This is a genomic window from Frankia sp. CgMI4 (assembly GCF_001756285.1).
Classification (GTDB): Bacteria; Actinomycetota; Actinomycetes; order Frankiales; family Frankiaceae; genus Frankia; species Frankia casuarinae.
The window spans coordinates 15,550-31,383 of the sequence record NZ_MAQZ01000062.1 but is presented as its reverse complement, the minus strand read 5'-3'; the positions used below and the strand labels follow the sequence as shown (position 1 = coordinate 31,383).

The following is a 15,834-nucleotide window of genomic DNA, read 5'->3' as shown; positions in this document are numbered from 1 at the left end:
GGAGCTCCTCTGCCCGACGAGTCCCAGCCCACCCCGCGCGGAGAGGCCACCGCTGATGCCAGCCCAGACCCGTCCGAACGCGGACGGCGGTGAGCCCGGTTCTCCCGTTTCTCCCGGGTCGTCGGGGTCGGTGCGTTCGCCGCTCGCCGTCACTCGCCGCCGCCTGCTTGCGACGGCCGTGGGCCTCGGCGCGACATCCGCCGGTGCCCTCGTCGCCGCGCGCCTGCTCTCCTCGTCCTCGGGTCCGACATCCTCCGGTGACCTGCCGCTGAGCCGACCCTCGGCACCAGTCGGCGGGGTCACCGTGGGGCCGTCGATGCCGGCCGGGGCGGTGGCGGGCCTGCCCGGGAATCTGCTGACCATTTACGGCGCACCCGGCACCTTCGGAAACCTCGACGACCGGTCGGCCATCGAGATTGCCGGGGTGCCGGGCTGGGGCTTCGGCCCCGGTCAGGCCGCCTTTCTGTCCGCGGTCGCCGCGGACGGCACCGTCTTCCTCGCGACGACTCCGTTCACCGACGACCAGGCGAAACTGACCGGCACGGGCATGGAGATAGAGATCTTCGAGCCGGCCGCCGAACGGTTCACCCGCCTGGTGATCCCCTCAACGAAGGGCCGGACAAGCCTGCCCCGGGCCGACCCGAACTACCATGGTGTGGGCGGCGGGGACATCTCGGACGTGATCGTCGTGCCCGGTCCGGACGGCACCGAGCGGGTGGTCTTCGTCTCGCTGATGCCCTTCTTCGGCTGGAACACCTCCATCGATGGCGAGTTGCCGAGCATCGGTCAGCTCCGGCGGGATTCCCCGGGCGGACGGTGGGCCTACGACCGGACGGCGTCCAGGACGGCGGCCCAGCTCGCCGGGACCGCCCCGCCGYACGTGGCGGCGCTGGCCTTCCCGGTGCTCGCGCCGCTGGAGCCGCGCTCACCGCGCGGGCCGTCCTCGATCGCCCGGCTGCCCCGCAGCGGGCACCTGGTCATCGCCCAGTACCTGGGGACCGGGGTCGGCGGCACCGACAACGGCGCCCTGCTCGTCGTCGACCTTGCCGGCCGGGTGCGGGCGCACTGGCAGTACCCGCAGGTCCGCCCKCTGGGCCTCGAACTGGTCGTGAACCCGCGGGAGGTCGTCGCCGATCCCACCAGCGAACCCGATGACGAACGGTTCGTGCTGATCAGCGACGTGCGCGGGCTGGACTTCCGGGCCCAGCCCTTCCCCGTGCAGGAGTTCTCCTACTCGGCGTCGCGGGGCACCATCAGCCCGAAGAGCACGGCGGTGCGCGCCGTTCAGGACGGCTCCCGGATGGAGTCGGCCGTGTTCGGCGCGGACGGCACCCTGTATGTGGCCCGCACCAAGGCCGACGGGCTGCGGGCGGAGACCCTCGCCGTCTACCCGAAGATCGATGGGGAGCGCGGCCTGGTGACCCGGGCCCCCGCCACGGGCAACTGGCCGGTCGACACCTGGGGCATCGCCAACCGCCCCGACTACCTGGTCGCGGGCACCGACCGGGGTGGGCTGGTGCGCAGCATCACCCTCGATCCGGCCACCGGCGCGGTGCTGCTCGCCGGGCTCGACGGCCTGGTGCAGGTCGTGCGGCCGGCGGGGCGCGGCACGCGGATGACCTTCCGCACCGACCGGCCGATCGACGTGGGGCTGAGCAGGCTGCGGGGCCCCGCGACCCGGTATGTCGGGGTGCGCCGCGGCGCGGTCGACGCCCGCCGTCGCAGCCTGTGGCTCCCGGTGAACCAGCTGCTGCTCGACGGCCTGCCCTGGCCGTACCCCCCGTTCAAGCTCGATCAGTGGTTGCTGCGCGTCAACCTGGATGTGCTGCTCGGTGACGGGTAGGTGACGGGCGGCCAGCGGGGGCCAGCGGGGGCCAGCGGCGTTCGGCGGGGCCTGCGGCGGCCGGCGATGCTTAGCCCCCGCCGGCGGCGGCGTGTAGCGGCAGCGCGAGCAGGTAGGGGTCGACGTGGGTGCCGAGGAAGCCGAGATGGCGGTAGAACGCCCGGCCGGGTTGCCGTATCGCGTGGGCGAGCAGGAGCGGCACTCCGACCATGCGATGGACGGTCAGCGACCGCATCACGGCGTCCCGCACGAGTTGGGCGCCGAGCCCGCGGCCCTGGTACCGGACATCGACCGCGAGCCGCCCCACGAACATCGCCGGAACGGGTTCGGTGGACCGGCGCGACCACCGGCGTGAACCGGGGATCCGTTCCAGGGCCGCGGTGGCCAGGCAGTAGTAGCCGGCGATCCGGGTACCGTCGACGATCACGAACGTGTTTGTCGTCCGGTCCTGCTGGTGTTCGAGGGCGTGGTGGCGCAGCCAGCCGTCGAGCAGGTCGTCACCGCTGTTGAAGGTGAGCCGGTCCGGGCCCTCGGACAGGGCCGCGGGCTTGGCGAGGGGCACTGCGTAGGATCCTTTCTTGGGGCCGCGTCGGACCGCGTCGGGATCGCCGGTCGACTGGTCGGCCGATCGGGAGGCGGGMAGAGGTGGCGGGGTACTCCGGCTACTCCTGCTGCTCCGAGCCCKGTTCCTCGTCGAGGAGCCGGCGCAGCCGGGGGGAGTCCGGCGGCGGCGCGTCGAGCAGCGCCTCGAGCTTGCTCCAGTCGGCATCCGGGACGCGGAACAGGCGGCGGTCGGCGAGAACCTCTCGCGCGTATCGCTTCATGGCCTCGGCGGCGAAGTCCTCAAGGGACAGGCCCTCACCCTCCGCGGCCGAGCGGATGATCTCGGCTTCATCCTCGGGTAGYCGTACCGCGAGTCTGTCGTCCCTGGCGGTGCTCATGCTGGCAGTCTGCCCTCCGGGTCTTCGGACCCGTTTCCCCGGGTCTCGCTCGCCGACGTGGGTACCACATCCATCGCGGCCGTGTCGCCCGGATACTCGAAGGCCKGCCGGAGCGCGGATCCGGTCGGGTGCCCGGCATCTCTTCGTACCAGATCTTCGTACCAGAGAGGTCCTACGCCCGTGGTGCTTTCGCCTGTCCCCACCRTCCCGCTCGCGCACGGTGCCCGGATGCCCAGGCTCGGGCTCGGAACCTGGCCGCTGAACGACCGGGAGGTCCAGGGGGTGGTGGAACAGGCGCTCGGGCTGGGCTACCGATTGATTGACACCGCGCACAACTACGGCAACGAGAAGGGAGTGGGCGCCGGACTACGCGCCGCCGGCGTGCCCCGCGAGGAGCTGTTCGTCACCACGARGTTCAACAAACGCTCGCACAGCGTCCGCGGCGTGYGCAGGGCCGCCGTGGAGAGTACCCGCCGGATGGGGCTGGACTACCTCGATCTGCTCCTCATCCACTGGCCGAACCCGTGGCGGGATCGGTAMGTCGAGGCCTGGAAGGGGCTCGTCGAGCTGTTGAAGGACGGCCAGGTGCGCGCGATCGGGGTGTCGAACTTCAAGACGACCCACCTCGACCGGCTGCTGGCCCAGACCGGTGTCGCGSCGGACGTGAACCAGATCCAGCTCGATCCCCGACTCGGCCGGTCCGCGATCCGCGCCTACCACGCGGAGCAGGGGATCGTGACGGAGGCGTGGAGCCCGCTGGGCGCCGGCACCGGGCTGCTCGACGAACCCGTGATCACGCGGATCGCCGCCGCGCACGAGCGCACCCCCGCGCAGGTCGCCCTGCGCTGGCACATCGAGCTGGGCATCGTGGTGGTGCCGAAGTCGRCCAGCCCCAGGCGCATGGCAGAGAACATCGACGTCTTCGACTTCACGCTTTCCGCTGAGGAGATTGCCGCGATCTCCGGACTGGACCGGGGCGCCGCGGGGGAGGCGGACGCCCTCGACTCCGACGTGTTCGGGCACTGAGCTCCGGGAGTTCGGGGTCCCTGGGAGCTCGGGGCAATCCTCTCGTTTCGTATCATTCATGATACGTACGATGTAAGCCTGCCACGTCTTCACCGGAGGGCGTCGCCCGTAGGGGCTCGGAGCGGTCCGGCAGCCTTGGTGGAGGAATCGTGGGGCGAAAGGCGGCGCCGTCCGCTCCGGGCGGGCACTACCACCACCTGGACGCGTTGCGCGCCGTCTTCATGCTGGGCGGCGTCTTCGTGCATGCCTCGACGCTCGGTGACGACCCGTTCTTCCACGGGATCGCCTACGCCTCCGGCCTCTTCCGGATGGCGGACTTCTTCCTGATCTCCRGGTTCCTCTCCGCGATGCTCGTCGGGAAGTATGGGCCGTCGCGCACCGTGCATCGCAGGCTCGCCAGCGTGGGAATCCCATTCCTGTGCACCCTGGTCCTGTTCAATCMCACCGCGCTCTGGTTGAGCTACAACTTCCACAACCCGGACGTCTCGTTCCTGGACTTCCTGCGTGGAAACATCGTCCCCGAGCCGGTGGGCGAGCTGCGCTGGCCTCTGCAGCTGTGGTTCCTCATGGTGCTGCTCGCCTACGCGCTGTGCACCCCGGCGGCCGTGAGCGTCATATCCCGCCTTGTGGCCAGCTCCCTCTACCGGCGGGCCACCACCGGTCGGCTGCGCGTCATGGCCACGATCATCTCACTCGTCATCGTGACCACCATCCTCATCCGCGGCGGGTACCGGGCCGCGGTGACTCCCGTCATCGGTTCCGATCCCCTCGACCTCCCGGTCGAGGAGACGCTGGACTTCCTGCCGTTCTTCCTCCTCGGCGTGCTCCTCTACCTGGATCGGCGGYGAATCCTGCCGTCCTTTCAGCGGCCCGCGCCGATCCTGCTCGCCGTGGCYGGCGTCCTGCTGCTGGCGGCCAATCAGGACTGGGGTGGAGTGCTGACCTCATCCACCGGTCTGGTGCTCAGCAGGACCCTCTTCACCATCGCGATCACCGCCACGCTCTTCGCCCTTGCCAGCCGGCTCGTCCCCGGTCCGCGGCCCGCCGTCCGCTACCTCTCCGACGCCTCCTACACGGTCTACCTCTTCCACTATTTCTGGATCTACGCCATCGCGACGCTGCTCTCGCTGGACCCGAGCCTCCGCTGGCCGCAGATGCTCCTGGTCACCGCCCTCACCTTCGGCGTGACCCTGGCCATCCACCATTTCGTCATCTTGCGGTCACCCTTCCTCCGCAAGATCTTCAACGGGAAATTCCCGGTCGACGGCCGCCGCGGCACCGGCCGGCCCGCGGCCGGGCCCCTGACCACAGCGGYCGGCACGGCGGACTCCGAGCTGACCCAGCCGCTGCGCTGGCTTCCCCGGGCCGAACAGCTCGACCCGGAACGGACCCAGCACCTGCGCTGGGCTCCCTGACGCAACCTTCCTTTATAACGCTCCCTTATAACGTTTCCTTATGAGGTCATGTCCCGGCGCCAGAAGAGGACGACGGCGACCAGCACCATCGCGGTGCAGTAGACCAGCCCGCGCAGCAGCGCGTCGGCGTAGGGCGTGGCGACGGCGAAGCCACCGGTGGCGATCGCCTCCATCAGCTGCACCGGCAGCCAGGCCCGGGCGGGACCGTAGATGCGCGTGACCAGCATCTCCACCGGCAGCGCGTAGGCGACCGCGACCGCGATCGCCGCGGCAGGCGCGCRGAAGACGATCGCGGCCAGGGCGCCGAGCGCGGCGTAGCCGAGCGATCCGGCGCACAGGTTGACAAAGCTCTTGCTCAGTTCGGCCAGCCCCGCCGCGCTGCTCCAGGCGGCCGTCGACACCCCCTTCAGCGGCGCGAGCGCGAAGGACAGGGCGACCGAAACCACGGTCGCCACGGCGATGACGAGGACCACGAACGCCGCCAGAGCCAGCAGTTTGCCGGCGAGAAGCCGGAGCCGGTGCGGCTGGGCGACGAGCTGGTTGCGCAGGGCCCCGTGCGCATGGTCGCCTGCGAGCGACGCGGCGACGACGGACAGGGCCACCACGCCGAGCAGGATGCTGACCGCCTGCACCCCCTGCGCGACGCCGTTCGCGGCGGACAGCCCGCTGGCCGTGACGGGGTCGCCATCGAAGTCGTTGTGCCCCACCGAGACGAAGGTCAGAACGGTGCCGAGCAGGGCCGAGGCGATGACCGCCCCCAGCGTCCCGAGCAGGAACCGGGTCCGCAACAGCGGCACCCATTCGGCGCGGAAAGCCGTGATCATGTGGCACCTCCACGGCTCTGGGCCGGGTCGAGCCCGGCTCCCACGGCGGGCACACTGCCGTCCGGGGTGCGACCGAAACGGACGAGGTCGCCGTCGATTTCGCCGGTGACGCGCAGGAAGGTCTCCTCCAGGTTCGGCCGATGGGTGCGCAGCGAGCGCAGGGTGATGCCGGCGCGCATCGCCAGTCGGTTGAGGTCCGCGGCCACTCCCTCGCGGGCGTGGGCGGTCACCACCGGATGGCGTTCGCCGACTCCCGCGTCGCACGACGGCCCGGGGCAGAGGTCGATCTCGACCCGAAGGCCGGTCTYACCGAGGAGCCCGGCCAGGCGGCGGGCGTCGTCGTCCCGCTCGGGCACCATGAGGATCCGGGGATCCTCGGCGGAGAGCAGGTCGGTGACGTGCCCCTGGAACAGCATCCGCCCGCCATTGATCATCACCAGATGATCGCAGATCTGCTCGACCTCGGTCAGTAGATGGCTCGACATGAAGACCGTCATGCCGCTGCTGGCCAGCTGACCCAGCAGCGCGCGGATCTCCCGGATGCCCGCCGGGTCGAGGCCGTTCGTCGGCTCGTCCAGGATGAGCAGGCTGGGATCGGGCAGCAGAGCGGCGGCGATGCCCAGGCGCTGCTTCATCCCGAGGGAGTAGGCGGTGAACCGGTCGTCGGCTCGCTCGGTCAGGCCCACCTGTGCGAGGACTTCCCCGACCCGCCGCGCGCGATCGGCGCGGCGCCGCCCGCCGATCCCACGCAGCAGGGCGAGCTGGTCCAGATTGCGCCGGCCGGACAGCCCGGGATGGAACGTCGGGCCCTCGATCATCGCCCCGACCCGGCCCAGGTAGCGGGCCGGATGGGAGATCGACGCGCCCAGCACGTACCCCTGGCCCGCCGTGGGGCGGATCAACCCCAGCAGCATGCGCAGCGTGCTGGACTTCCCGGCCCCGTTCGGGCCGACGAAACCGGACAGCGTCCCGCGCGGCACCTGGAGGTCGAGATGGTCCACCGCCACCCGGTCGCCGTACCGCTTGCCGAGCCCGTGGGTCCAGATTGCCGCCTCGGTCGGGCCCTCGGGCGATCGCCCGRCCAGCCGCGGGGGCCGCGCCGCGCCGCGGGGGCGACCAGCCACGTTCGATGCGTGCGTCGGTTCGGTGACCGAACCCGAAGTCATCGTCTGACAGCCTCCCAGATCATGCGTTCAACTCCCGAGATCGGTCGATCCGTTACCCTCCACCGTGACTCCGTCATCCACCGTGCTCTATGGGAGTCGTGCCCGCGGAGGCCGTCGTGGTCGACCACATGCGCGGCCGCTGGCGGGGTCGGCACCAGCACGGAGGCTGACCGAACTCCCGCGCCGACCGGCGGTACGCACTGGGCGCCGTCGGCACCGGGCGCCGCAGTGGCCGGGCCAGTCCCCGGCTCGGGATCCGCCGAGCTCAGCAGGCCTAACGAGCGGACCACGGGCACCGTTCCAGCTCCCGGCACTCCGGAGCGCTCGGTGCCGTGGGAACCCGGAGGTTTCCGCCTCGTCCGAAAGAGTGACGACGTATCGTCATTTTCGCTCATTTCCGACATGTCATCAAACGATCATTGGCGAAAGTCCGGGGCCAGGGCAGGTCCGCGTCGTCGCCGAGGTTTGCGATCATCCGGCGCGGCACAGTCAGTGCGGCGCTCATCGTTCCAGCCGCGAGATGGGGTAGCTGTCGTACGAGCCCCCCGGGGGACCCCACACGTCACCCGACACAACCGGCGCCCGACGGCTGGACGACAATCTTCACATGGGTGAGACGGCTGGCCTTCGGCGTGGCATCCGGGTGCTGACGCTGCTCGCCAGCATCTCGATCATCGTGATGCTGGTGTTGGCCGTGGTCTCCGCCCTGCGGTCACGTCATGCCGCGACGGAGCGGAGCAGGCATCTGGACCCGGCTGCGACCACCACCGCGATGCTCCTGGCCGACTTTGTCGACCAGGAGAATGCTCTGCGTGGCTACATCATCACCCGGGACCGGGGTTTCCTGGTCCCCTACAACGAGTCCGCCAGGTCCATCCCGGTCCTGACGGCACGGCTGGACGCATTGCTGGCCGACTTCCCTGCGCTGCGCGCACAGCACGGGGAAGTCGGCCAGGCGTACCGGGACTGGCGTCGCGAGGTTGTCCGGCCGGAACTGGTCGCGATGGCGAGAGGAGACACCGCCACCGCCCAGGATATCGTGCGCACCAAAGCGCGCCAGGACTTCGACCTGCTGCGCCGCGAGGTCGCGGAGCTCGCCGCGGCGATCGACCGTGAGCAGGTCGAGGCGTCCGGGCGGGTGGAGAGTGCCTCCGTGCTGCTGCTGAGCTCGCTGGCCAGCGCGATGTTTGTCATCCTCGGCTTCCTGCTGACCATTATGATCATCTCGCGGCGATGGCTGCTCCGCCCGATCGGAGCGTTKCAGCGATCCGTCAACGCGGTGGCCGCCGGTCGCTACGACACCCGGATCCCCTCCGTCGGCCCCAAGGAGATCGTGGAGCTGGCCGCCGACGTCGAGACGATGCGCGCCCAGCTGGTGCGGCTCGTCCGCCAGAACGAGCGGTCGTGGGAGGCCCTGGCCCAGCAGGGACCCGCCGTGATCGCACTGCGGGACGCGCTCACGCCCTCGCTCCTGCGGGCCCGCGGCCTGGTCCTGCACGGCCGGGTCGATCCGGCCGAGGGCGAACTTGCCGGGGACTGGTACGACGCCTTCGAGCTGCCCGACGGGCGGGTCGCCGTCGTGGTCGGTGACGTCTCCGGTCATGGAGCCGCGGCCGGGGTCTTCGCGTTGCGGCTCAAGCAACTGCTCGACGCGGCTCTGTCGACGGAGATCGATCCCGGTCGGGCCCTGGAGTGGACGGTGGACAACCTCGGCGAGATCGAGGAGATGTTCGCGACCGCGATCATTGCCGTCGTCGACCCGCGGACCGGGGACCTGTACTACGTCAACGCCGGTCATCCCGACGCGCTCCTGCTGCGCCGGGCGGTGCCCGGGAACTCCGGGAACATGGCGTCGGCGGGCGAGTCGCCCGTGGGCGAGGTGTGGGTGGGTGAGCTGCCCACAGGCAAGGTACCTGCGGACGCGGTGCTTCCCGACGAGGCATCCTCACCCCAGGTACCCGCTCCGACCGCTCACCTGGTCGGACCCCGCGATCCCGCCCGGCCGGGATGCGGCCCCGGTGACGGGGCGGGCGGATCCGTCATGGCGGCTGCTGTTGGATCCGCGCAGGCCGTCGGATCCGCGCAGGCCGTCGGATCGGCCTGCGGGCCGGGGGATGGGGCGAACGGTGCCGGCCCCGGGTCCGGTCGGGTGCCGGGAGCCGGTTCCATCGTCGGTTCCCGGCTGGGAACGGCGCAGGTCGTTCGGCTGCCTCCGACGGGCCCGTTGATGTCGAGCCTGCTCGCGGAGCCCGGGGCGTGGGGAATCCAGACGCTGCGGCTCGAACCGGGCGACGTGCTCTTCGCCTACACCGACGGACTGGTGGAGGCACGTGACGAGGCCGGGCGGCAGTTCGGGCTGCACCGGCTGATCGCCGAGATCCTGCGCGATCCCACGCGCACGCCGGTGGCGCTGCTCGACGACGCCTTCGACGCGGTTCGCCGGTACGCGCCCGGACGGCAGGGCGACGACCGTACGGCGATCATCCTCGCCCGTACCGCCCAGCGTGGCTCCACGATCGCGCCCGGAGAGTCATAGYGGCGACATCGGCGTGGTTGCCGRCCATTTCGGGTAGAAGACGCCCATGAACGACGAGTCCGGCCTGGACCGGCCCACCCGCTCGACCCGGTCTCCGCGATCTTTGCGGTCTCCGTCGTCCCGGCTCAGCCCACTGCGGTTGATCGCCGTCGTCGCCGTCGTCGTGCTCGTCCTCGCCGGCATCGCCCTGGTGGCGGGATGGCGGCCGAGCCTGCCGAACCTGTTCGAGGAGAGGACGGTCGACCGCAGTTCCCCGGCGGTGCTGCGTTCCCTGGAAGAGCTGAGCGACTATCACGCCGCCAGCGCCCACTTCGAGGTGGTGGTCGACCTCGAGAAGGACAGCAAGTGGATCCCTGATGCGCTGCGCGGCGAGCGCACCCTGTTCGTCGGGGTCGGTACCGTCGACTCGGTGATCAATTTTGGTGCGCTCGGCAAGGACGCGGTCACCGTCTCCCCGGACCGTCGTGCGGTCACCATCGAGTTGCCGAACCCGACGCTGTCCAGGCCCGAGCTGGATCTCGACCACAGCTACGTGGTGGCCCGCCAGCGCGGCGCGCTGAACCGCGTCGGCGGGTTGTTCGGTGGGGTCGGCACCGACCAGGAGCTCTACCGGACCGCGTCGGCGCGGATGACCGACGCGGCGAAGACGGACGGTCAGGTGCTCGAGCTGGGCAGGAAGAACACCACCGCCATGCTGCGCGGTCTACTCGGCGCGCTGGGCTTTACCGACGTMAGGGTGACCTACGCAGCCGACCGCCGCTAGGCGAACGGAGTGCTCAGTCCGTCGCGGTCAGCCTGCCTTCGTCAGCCCGGCGACCTGTCTTCGTCAGCCCGGCGACCACCCGGTCGATCTCGGCCCGGAAATGCTCCGAGATCTTGATGATGTGYGGTTCGCGGAGCAGGTAGAAATGCTCACACGGAACGAAATGGGTGTCATGGCTCCCGGTGAGGAATGCTGACCATGCGTCCTCCGGGTCCGGATTCTCCGCCGATCGGTACACGAGGGTCCGGCCGGGCCATGGCCGCGGTCGGTAGAAACGTTCGAGAAGCCGCCCGTGGTTGAAGAAGACGTCGAACTGCTCGAGCCCGCCGAACTGTACGACCCCGGTGAGCGGAATCTGCACCATTTTCTTGAGGGTCGCCTTGCTGGTGAAGTTCGCCCGCTGTTCCGGTAGCAGCTTCTGGGTGAACCGCGCCAGCCGGCCGCGGTAACCGCGCGCGTGGTCCTCGGCTGCCTTCGACGACCCGGCGGCGCCGCCCGACCCGGCGGCGCTACCCGACCCGGCCGACTCGATCCGCAGCGAGGCCGGCAGGTAGGTGTCCATGATGGACAGGAAACCGACCTCCTCTCCCGCGGCGGCGAGCTGCTGGGCGATCTCCATGGCGATCAGGCCACCCAGCGAGTGCCCGGCGAGCAGGTAGGGACCCCGGGGAGCCAGGACGCGGATGATCTCCAGGTGGCGGCGGGCGGTCCGCGCGACGCTCCAGTCCGGGACGCCCCGCCGCTCCAGCCCATGCGCCTGGAAGGCGTAGACCGGCTGGTCGTCGCCGAGGCGGCGGGCCAGTGAGTGGAAGCCGAGGGCGAGCGCGCCGGCCCCGGCGAAGCAGAACAGCGGCGGCCGCGAGCCGGTGGTGCGCAGGGGGACGACGGTGGGGTGTCGCGGACCCGACTGCTGCGCGAGTGACAGCGCGCGGGCGAACTCGCCCAGCGTCGGCGCGTCGACCAGCGCCGATGACGGCATGGTGATCCCGAGCTTCTCCGCGACCAGGGTGAGCAGCTCGTTCGCGGCCAGGGAGTCGCCGCCGAGCTCCATGAAGTCGTCCCCGATGCCGACCTCCTCGAGATCGAGGACCCGCGTCCAGATGTCGGCGACGACGATCTCCCACTGCGTTCTCGGCCGGGCGGAGACGGCCGGGGCCTCCGGCGGGGGCGGCAGCGCGCCCCGGTCCACCTTGCCGCGTTCGTTGCGGGGCAGTTCCGCCAGGGGGATGATCGTCGTCGGGACCATCCAGACCGGCAGCTTCTCGCGTAGCCTCCGCCGGATTCGGACCGGGGACAGGGTGTTGCCGTGTACCGCCGGCACGACATAGGCGACCAGCCGGTTCCGCGCCGAAGGATGCGCGACGGCGGTGACGACCGCCTCGGCGATCTCCGCGGAGCTCAGCAGCGCCRCCTCCACCTCGCTCGGTTCGACGAGATAGCCGCGGATCTTCACCGCCGCGTCCCGGCGGCCGAGCAGGATCAGCGTGCCGTTGGGTTCGAACCGGCCGACGTCGCCGGTCCGGCAGGTGGTCCGGCCATCGGTGAGCGGGGTGAAGCGGGACGTCGTCATCTCCGCGTTCCCCCAGTACCCGGCCGACAGGTAGGCCGAGGTGACCTCCACGTCGCCTACCTCGCCGGGATCGGCGGGCGTGCCGTCCTCGCGACGCAGTACCACCTCCTTGCCGGTCGCCGGCAGGCCGGCRGGTACCGTGCCCGCGGGCGGCTGCGTGCCCGGCGGGACCTCGAAGAAGCCGAGGGATGCGATCTCGGAGGCACCGGACCAGTTCACGTAGGTACACGCCGGTGGCACGTGCGGCCGCAGCGCCGTGATGTCGCGTCCGTAGACGGCCTCCCCGCACGTGGTCACGATCCGCAGGTCGGCGAGGACCTGGTCCGGTTCGAGCGAGCCGACGAGGGAGCGCAGCAGAGACGGAGTGGTCTGCAGCGCGGTCAGGTGCTGCGAGGAGATCCAGTCGGCGAGGCCGCTCAGGCCCGCCGCCCGTGGATCATAGGCATACACCCCGGCCCCGTTGAGTAGACCGAACACCACCACGGTGATGCCGGCGGCGAACGAGTACGGCAGCACGAGGGCCAGCCGGTCGCCCGGCGCGAAACCGAGACGTTCGGCGCCGGCGTAGGCGTCGCACAGGAACGTGCCGTTTGTCCACACCACGCCCTTGGGCGCGCCGGTCGAACCGGAGGTGAACACGATGCAGGCCGGATCGTCGACCAGCGGCTGCGGCCACCAGACCGCGTCCGCGCCGTTTGCCGCGATCCACCGGGCGCCGTCCGCGGCCGCCGCGGCGAGGTCCAGGACGTGGCGGGGGCCGCCCCCGGCCAGCGCGGCGAGCAGGGCGTCCGGATTCACGCTGGATTCGGCCGTGGCGTTCGAACCGTTGGTCCCCACCGGCCGCAGGCCCACCGTCGAGCGGGCCACGGAACTGTCGCCCAGGTCGGTCAGCAGGGCCACGCAGCCGGCCTGCCGAACGATCTGCGCCATCCGCTCGGCGGGCACCATCGGATCCAGCGGGACGACCGGGCGTCCGGTTTTCAGTACGCCCAGTACGCCCAGCAGGCCGGCCACGCTGTGCGGCAGCAGGGTCGCGACCGGACCGTCCTCGTTCGCGTCGAGGCGGCCGAGGACCGCCATCGCGATGTCATCGGTCCGGCGATCAGCCTCGGCGAAGGTCATGACGACGCCGGGCGAGACCAGCGCGGGTGTATCGGGCAGGTGCGTGGCGACCTCCCGGAACCGGCTGACCACCGAGGCCGGCAGGTCGTCGAAGTGCAACGCCGGGAAGAACGCGCCACCTTCAGGCGTCGCGACCGCAAGGGACGCGCGCCGACCGCTTTCGTTCAAAGCCACTCCCTCGTCCTGTCCTCTCTCGGCGTCATCGGCTCACAGCGGATGACGATGATCTTGTATCCTCGCCGGTCCTCATCTCGTCAACCGGATGCGGCTGGTTACCCCTGATCGGGGGGCGGACCTCGAATCCCGTATGGTCACGGATGCGCCGGGGCCGGGGCCGGTGCCGGGTGGCTGCGCGATGGGACGGGCCGTTTGTGGTAACTCCGTCCAACAATCTCGTACGGTGCTGCCTCGTACGGTGCTGCAACCGTTCGCTCGTGGTACACGAACAGCCTCCCCAACACGCAGTCCGGTATGGCGCGTGCGACTTTATACCACGGTGCTGTGGCTATCTTGTGGTCACTCCCGGTAACCCTCACTCAAGGGGTAGTTTGTCGGTGGTAATCGGGCTTCGGGTATGTACGGCGCAAACGATTTGCCGTGATCCCGGACTAATTTGATCCCGGGTCGGCGGTTCGGCTGATGGTGCCCGGATCCGGTGCCGCCATTCCGCGGTGTCACGGCGTCACGGCGGCCCGGAGCCCGCGGCGGCCCGGCGCCCGCGGCGTCACGGCGGCCCGGAGCCCGCGGCGGGCCGGAGCCGGGGCCCCGCCGCCCGGCCGCCCGGGGTCGGCCGCTGCGACCGTTCGCCGTTTCGGTGTTCTGCCTCACATCCAACAAATTCCTTACCCCCGCTTGCAACAGCAAGGTTGAGCGCCTTAGACTCATGAACTGTGAGAGCGGGAGGCAATCGAACCGAAGGTGATCCACCCAGGGAGCGCCTGAGGCGCGGGAGCGTCCCGATCGGCATCGATGTACAGAGATCGGCCCTAGAAAGATCAATCTTTTGGAGGGGGAGCATCGTGAGCACCTACCTGTGGGACCCGTTTGCCTCGCTGGGGCGTATGGACCGGGAGTTCGACGAGATCGTTCGGCGTGTCTGGGGCCCGCGGCGTCCGGTGCTTACCGGACGGTCGTCGGTCACCGAGTTCGCCGTCCCGTCGGCTGATGTGGTTACTGAGGGAGCGGATGTACTGATCAACCTCGAGCTGCCCGGGGTCGATGTCGAGCGGGACGTCGCGGTCGAGATCGACCGGGGCCGCCTGGTCGTCCGCGGGAAGCGTGCGGCCGGCAGCGAGAGTGAGCACGCCGGTCGCGTACACCGCGAGCGCTGGCACGGTTCCTTCCGCCGGGAGTTCAGGCTTCCCGAGGGCGTGGAGGCGCAGCGGATCTCGGCCACTTACGACCGGGGCATCCTGACGGTCCGTCTCGTCGGCGCGGCGGCGGAGCCCAAGGCGACCCGGATCGAGATCACCCCAGTCGTCGGCGACGCCCGGCCGGCCGAGGTCGTCGAGGGGGGCTCCCCGGGGCTGCCGGCGGAATCAGCGGAGTCCGCGACGCCGCGGTCCGCCGAGCCGGCCACGCCGGCCGCAGCCGGTTCCACCGCCTGAGGACCGCACCCGGCGTGCGGACGCCGACGTCCGCACGCCGGGCAGCGGTTCCCTCGCGCCGGGCGGCCTACCCCGCTGGACCGGTCGATCCTGCCGGGACCGCCCGGCTCAGCGGCGGCGCGGTCCGGTGCCGGTGGAGGAGGTCCGTCCCGGGGCGGACTGTCCGGCCGAGCTGCCACTCGACGGAGGCGGCACCATCGGCCCGATGTCGCCGTCCGGCGCGGTGTCCAGATCGACGATGACGGGAGCGTGGTCGCTCGTCCCGACACCTTTGCGGGCCGCCCGGTCCACCCAGACCGCGCGCACGCGGCCCGCCACGTCGGCGGTCGCCAGAGCCAGGTCGATGCGCATCCCGAGGTTCTTCGGGAAACACAGCTGGCGGTAGTCCCAGTAGGTGTAGACGACGTCGTCGGGCCAGCGGGCCCGCAGCACATCGATGAGCCCGGCGTCGACGAGTTCCGCGAGTGCCGCGCGTTCCGCCGGGGTGACGTGGGTGGCGCCCTCGAACTGGGTGATGTCCCAGACGTCAACGTCCGTTGGCGCGATGTTGAAATCACCCAACGTCATCACCGCGCCCTGGGTCGTGGCCTCGGCCACCACCTCGCGCAGCGCGGCGAGCCAGGCCAGCTTGTAGGCGTAATGAGGGTCGTCGATGGTCCGGCCGTTGGGCACGTACAGCGACCAGATCCGGATGCCGCCGCAGGTCGCGGCGATGGCGCGAGGCTCGGGACCGGGAAAGCCCGGATCGCCCGGAAGACCCCGCGCGACGTCGTCGAGGGTATCCCGCGACAGAATCGCCACGCCGTTCCACCGGCCGTCRCCGTGATGGGCGACCCGGTAGCCCCGGCGAAACAGATCCTCGTCGAACAGCTCCAGGAAGGCGTCGTCCGCCAGCTTCGTCTCCTGCAGGCACACCACATCCGGCTCGGCCCGGTCGAGCCATTCGATCAGGCGGGCCTGCCGAGCCTTCGCAGAGTTGATGTTCCACGTTGCGATCCGCACATCTGTTGACGGTAGTCCC

The 15,834-nt window shown here is 70.6% G+C and carries 12 protein-coding genes; 6 read left to right on the top strand and 6 right to left on the bottom strand.

Going from position 1 to position 15,834, the window contains the following annotated elements; genetic code table 11:
* Window positions 1-55 precede the first annotated feature (55 nt).
* Window positions 56-1,843, top strand: a complete 1,788-nt coding sequence (locus Manayef4_RS09630; RefSeq protein ID WP_254665558.1) for a hypothetical protein — start codon at window positions 56-58, stop codon at window positions 1,841-1,843.
* 70 nt (window positions 1,844-1,913) lie between these two features.
* Here the strand turns inward: Manayef4_RS09630 and Manayef4_RS09625 are convergent, their stop codons facing one another.
* A complete protein-coding gene (locus Manayef4_RS09625; protein WP_023840460.1) occupies window positions 1,914-2,405 on the bottom strand; it encodes a GNAT family N-acetyltransferase in 492 nt (163 codons plus the stop codon).
* A 100-nt stretch (window positions 2,406-2,505) separates the two neighbouring features.
* Window positions 2,506-2,784, bottom strand: coding sequence for a DUF1778 domain-containing protein (locus tag Manayef4_RS09620; protein ID WP_070131370.1), 279 nt, complete (start codon window positions 2,782-2,784; stop codon window positions 2,506-2,508).
* Between the two features lie 180 nt (window positions 2,785-2,964).
* Here Manayef4_RS09620 and Manayef4_RS09615 point away from each other — a divergent pair, with 180 nt between their 5' ends.
* Together Manayef4_RS09615 and mdoC are read left to right on the top strand one after the other, a co-directional pair.
* Window positions 2,965-3,810 carry an aldo/keto reductase gene (locus tag Manayef4_RS09615; protein WP_070131369.1) on the top strand — a complete coding sequence of 282 codons (846 nt, stop codon included), beginning with the start codon at window positions 2,965-2,967 and terminating at the stop codon, window positions 3,808-3,810.
* A 149-nt stretch (window positions 3,811-3,959) separates the two neighbouring features.
* Window positions 3,960-5,225 (top strand): glucans biosynthesis protein MdoC, encoded by a 1,266-nt coding sequence (gene mdoC, locus Manayef4_RS09610; protein WP_070131368.1) that lies wholly within the window; start codon window positions 3,960-3,962, stop codon window positions 5,223-5,225.
* A 38-nt stretch (window positions 5,226-5,263) separates the two neighbouring features.
* Here the strand turns inward: mdoC and Manayef4_RS09605 are convergent, their stop codons facing one another.
* Both Manayef4_RS09605 and Manayef4_RS09600 read right to left on the bottom strand, forming a co-directional pair.
* Window positions 5,264-6,049 (bottom strand): ABC transporter permease, encoded by a 786-nt coding sequence (locus tag Manayef4_RS09605; protein WP_070131367.1) that lies wholly within the window; start codon window positions 6,047-6,049, stop codon window positions 5,264-5,266.
* Window positions 6,046-7,215, bottom strand: coding sequence for an ATP-binding cassette domain-containing protein (locus tag Manayef4_RS09600; RefSeq protein WP_070131366.1), 1,170 nt, complete (start codon window positions 7,213-7,215; stop codon window positions 6,046-6,048). Before Manayef4_RS09600 ends, Manayef4_RS09605 begins: the two co-directional genes overlap by 4 nt.
* A 607-nt stretch (window positions 7,216-7,822) precedes the next feature.
* Here Manayef4_RS09600 and Manayef4_RS09595 point away from each other — a divergent pair.
* Complete coding sequence (locus Manayef4_RS09595) at window positions 7,823-9,751, top strand: SpoIIE family protein phosphatase (protein WP_070131365.1); 1,929 nt, start codon at window positions 7,823-7,825, stop codon at window positions 9,749-9,751.
* Window positions 9,752-9,797: 46 nt separating this feature from the next.
* On the top strand, window positions 9,798-10,514 hold the full coding sequence (locus tag Manayef4_RS09590) for a DUF4230 domain-containing protein (protein WP_011435623.1): 717 nt from the start codon (window positions 9,798-9,800) through the stop codon (window positions 10,512-10,514).
* Between the two features lie 13 nt (window positions 10,515-10,527).
* Here the strand turns inward: Manayef4_RS09590 and Manayef4_RS09585 are convergent, their stop codons facing one another.
* Window positions 10,528-13,380, bottom strand: a complete 2,853-nt coding sequence (locus tag Manayef4_RS09585; protein ID WP_254665557.1) for a non-ribosomal peptide synthetase — start codon at window positions 13,378-13,380, stop codon at window positions 10,528-10,530.
* Between the two features lie 845 nt (window positions 13,381-14,225).
* Between Manayef4_RS09585 and Manayef4_RS09580 the strand changes: the two genes are divergently transcribed.
* A complete protein-coding gene (locus Manayef4_RS09580) occupies window positions 14,226-14,813 on the top strand; it encodes an Hsp20/alpha crystallin family protein (protein ID WP_011435625.1) in 588 nt (195 codons plus the stop codon).
* Between the two features lie 108 nt (window positions 14,814-14,921).
* Here the strand turns inward: Manayef4_RS09580 and Manayef4_RS09575 are convergent, their stop codons facing one another.
* Window positions 14,922-15,815 (bottom strand): exodeoxyribonuclease III, encoded by an 894-nt coding sequence (locus tag Manayef4_RS09575; protein WP_035959179.1) that lies wholly within the window; start codon window positions 15,813-15,815, stop codon window positions 14,922-14,924.
* Between the last annotated feature and the right edge of the window lie 19 nt (window positions 15,816-15,834).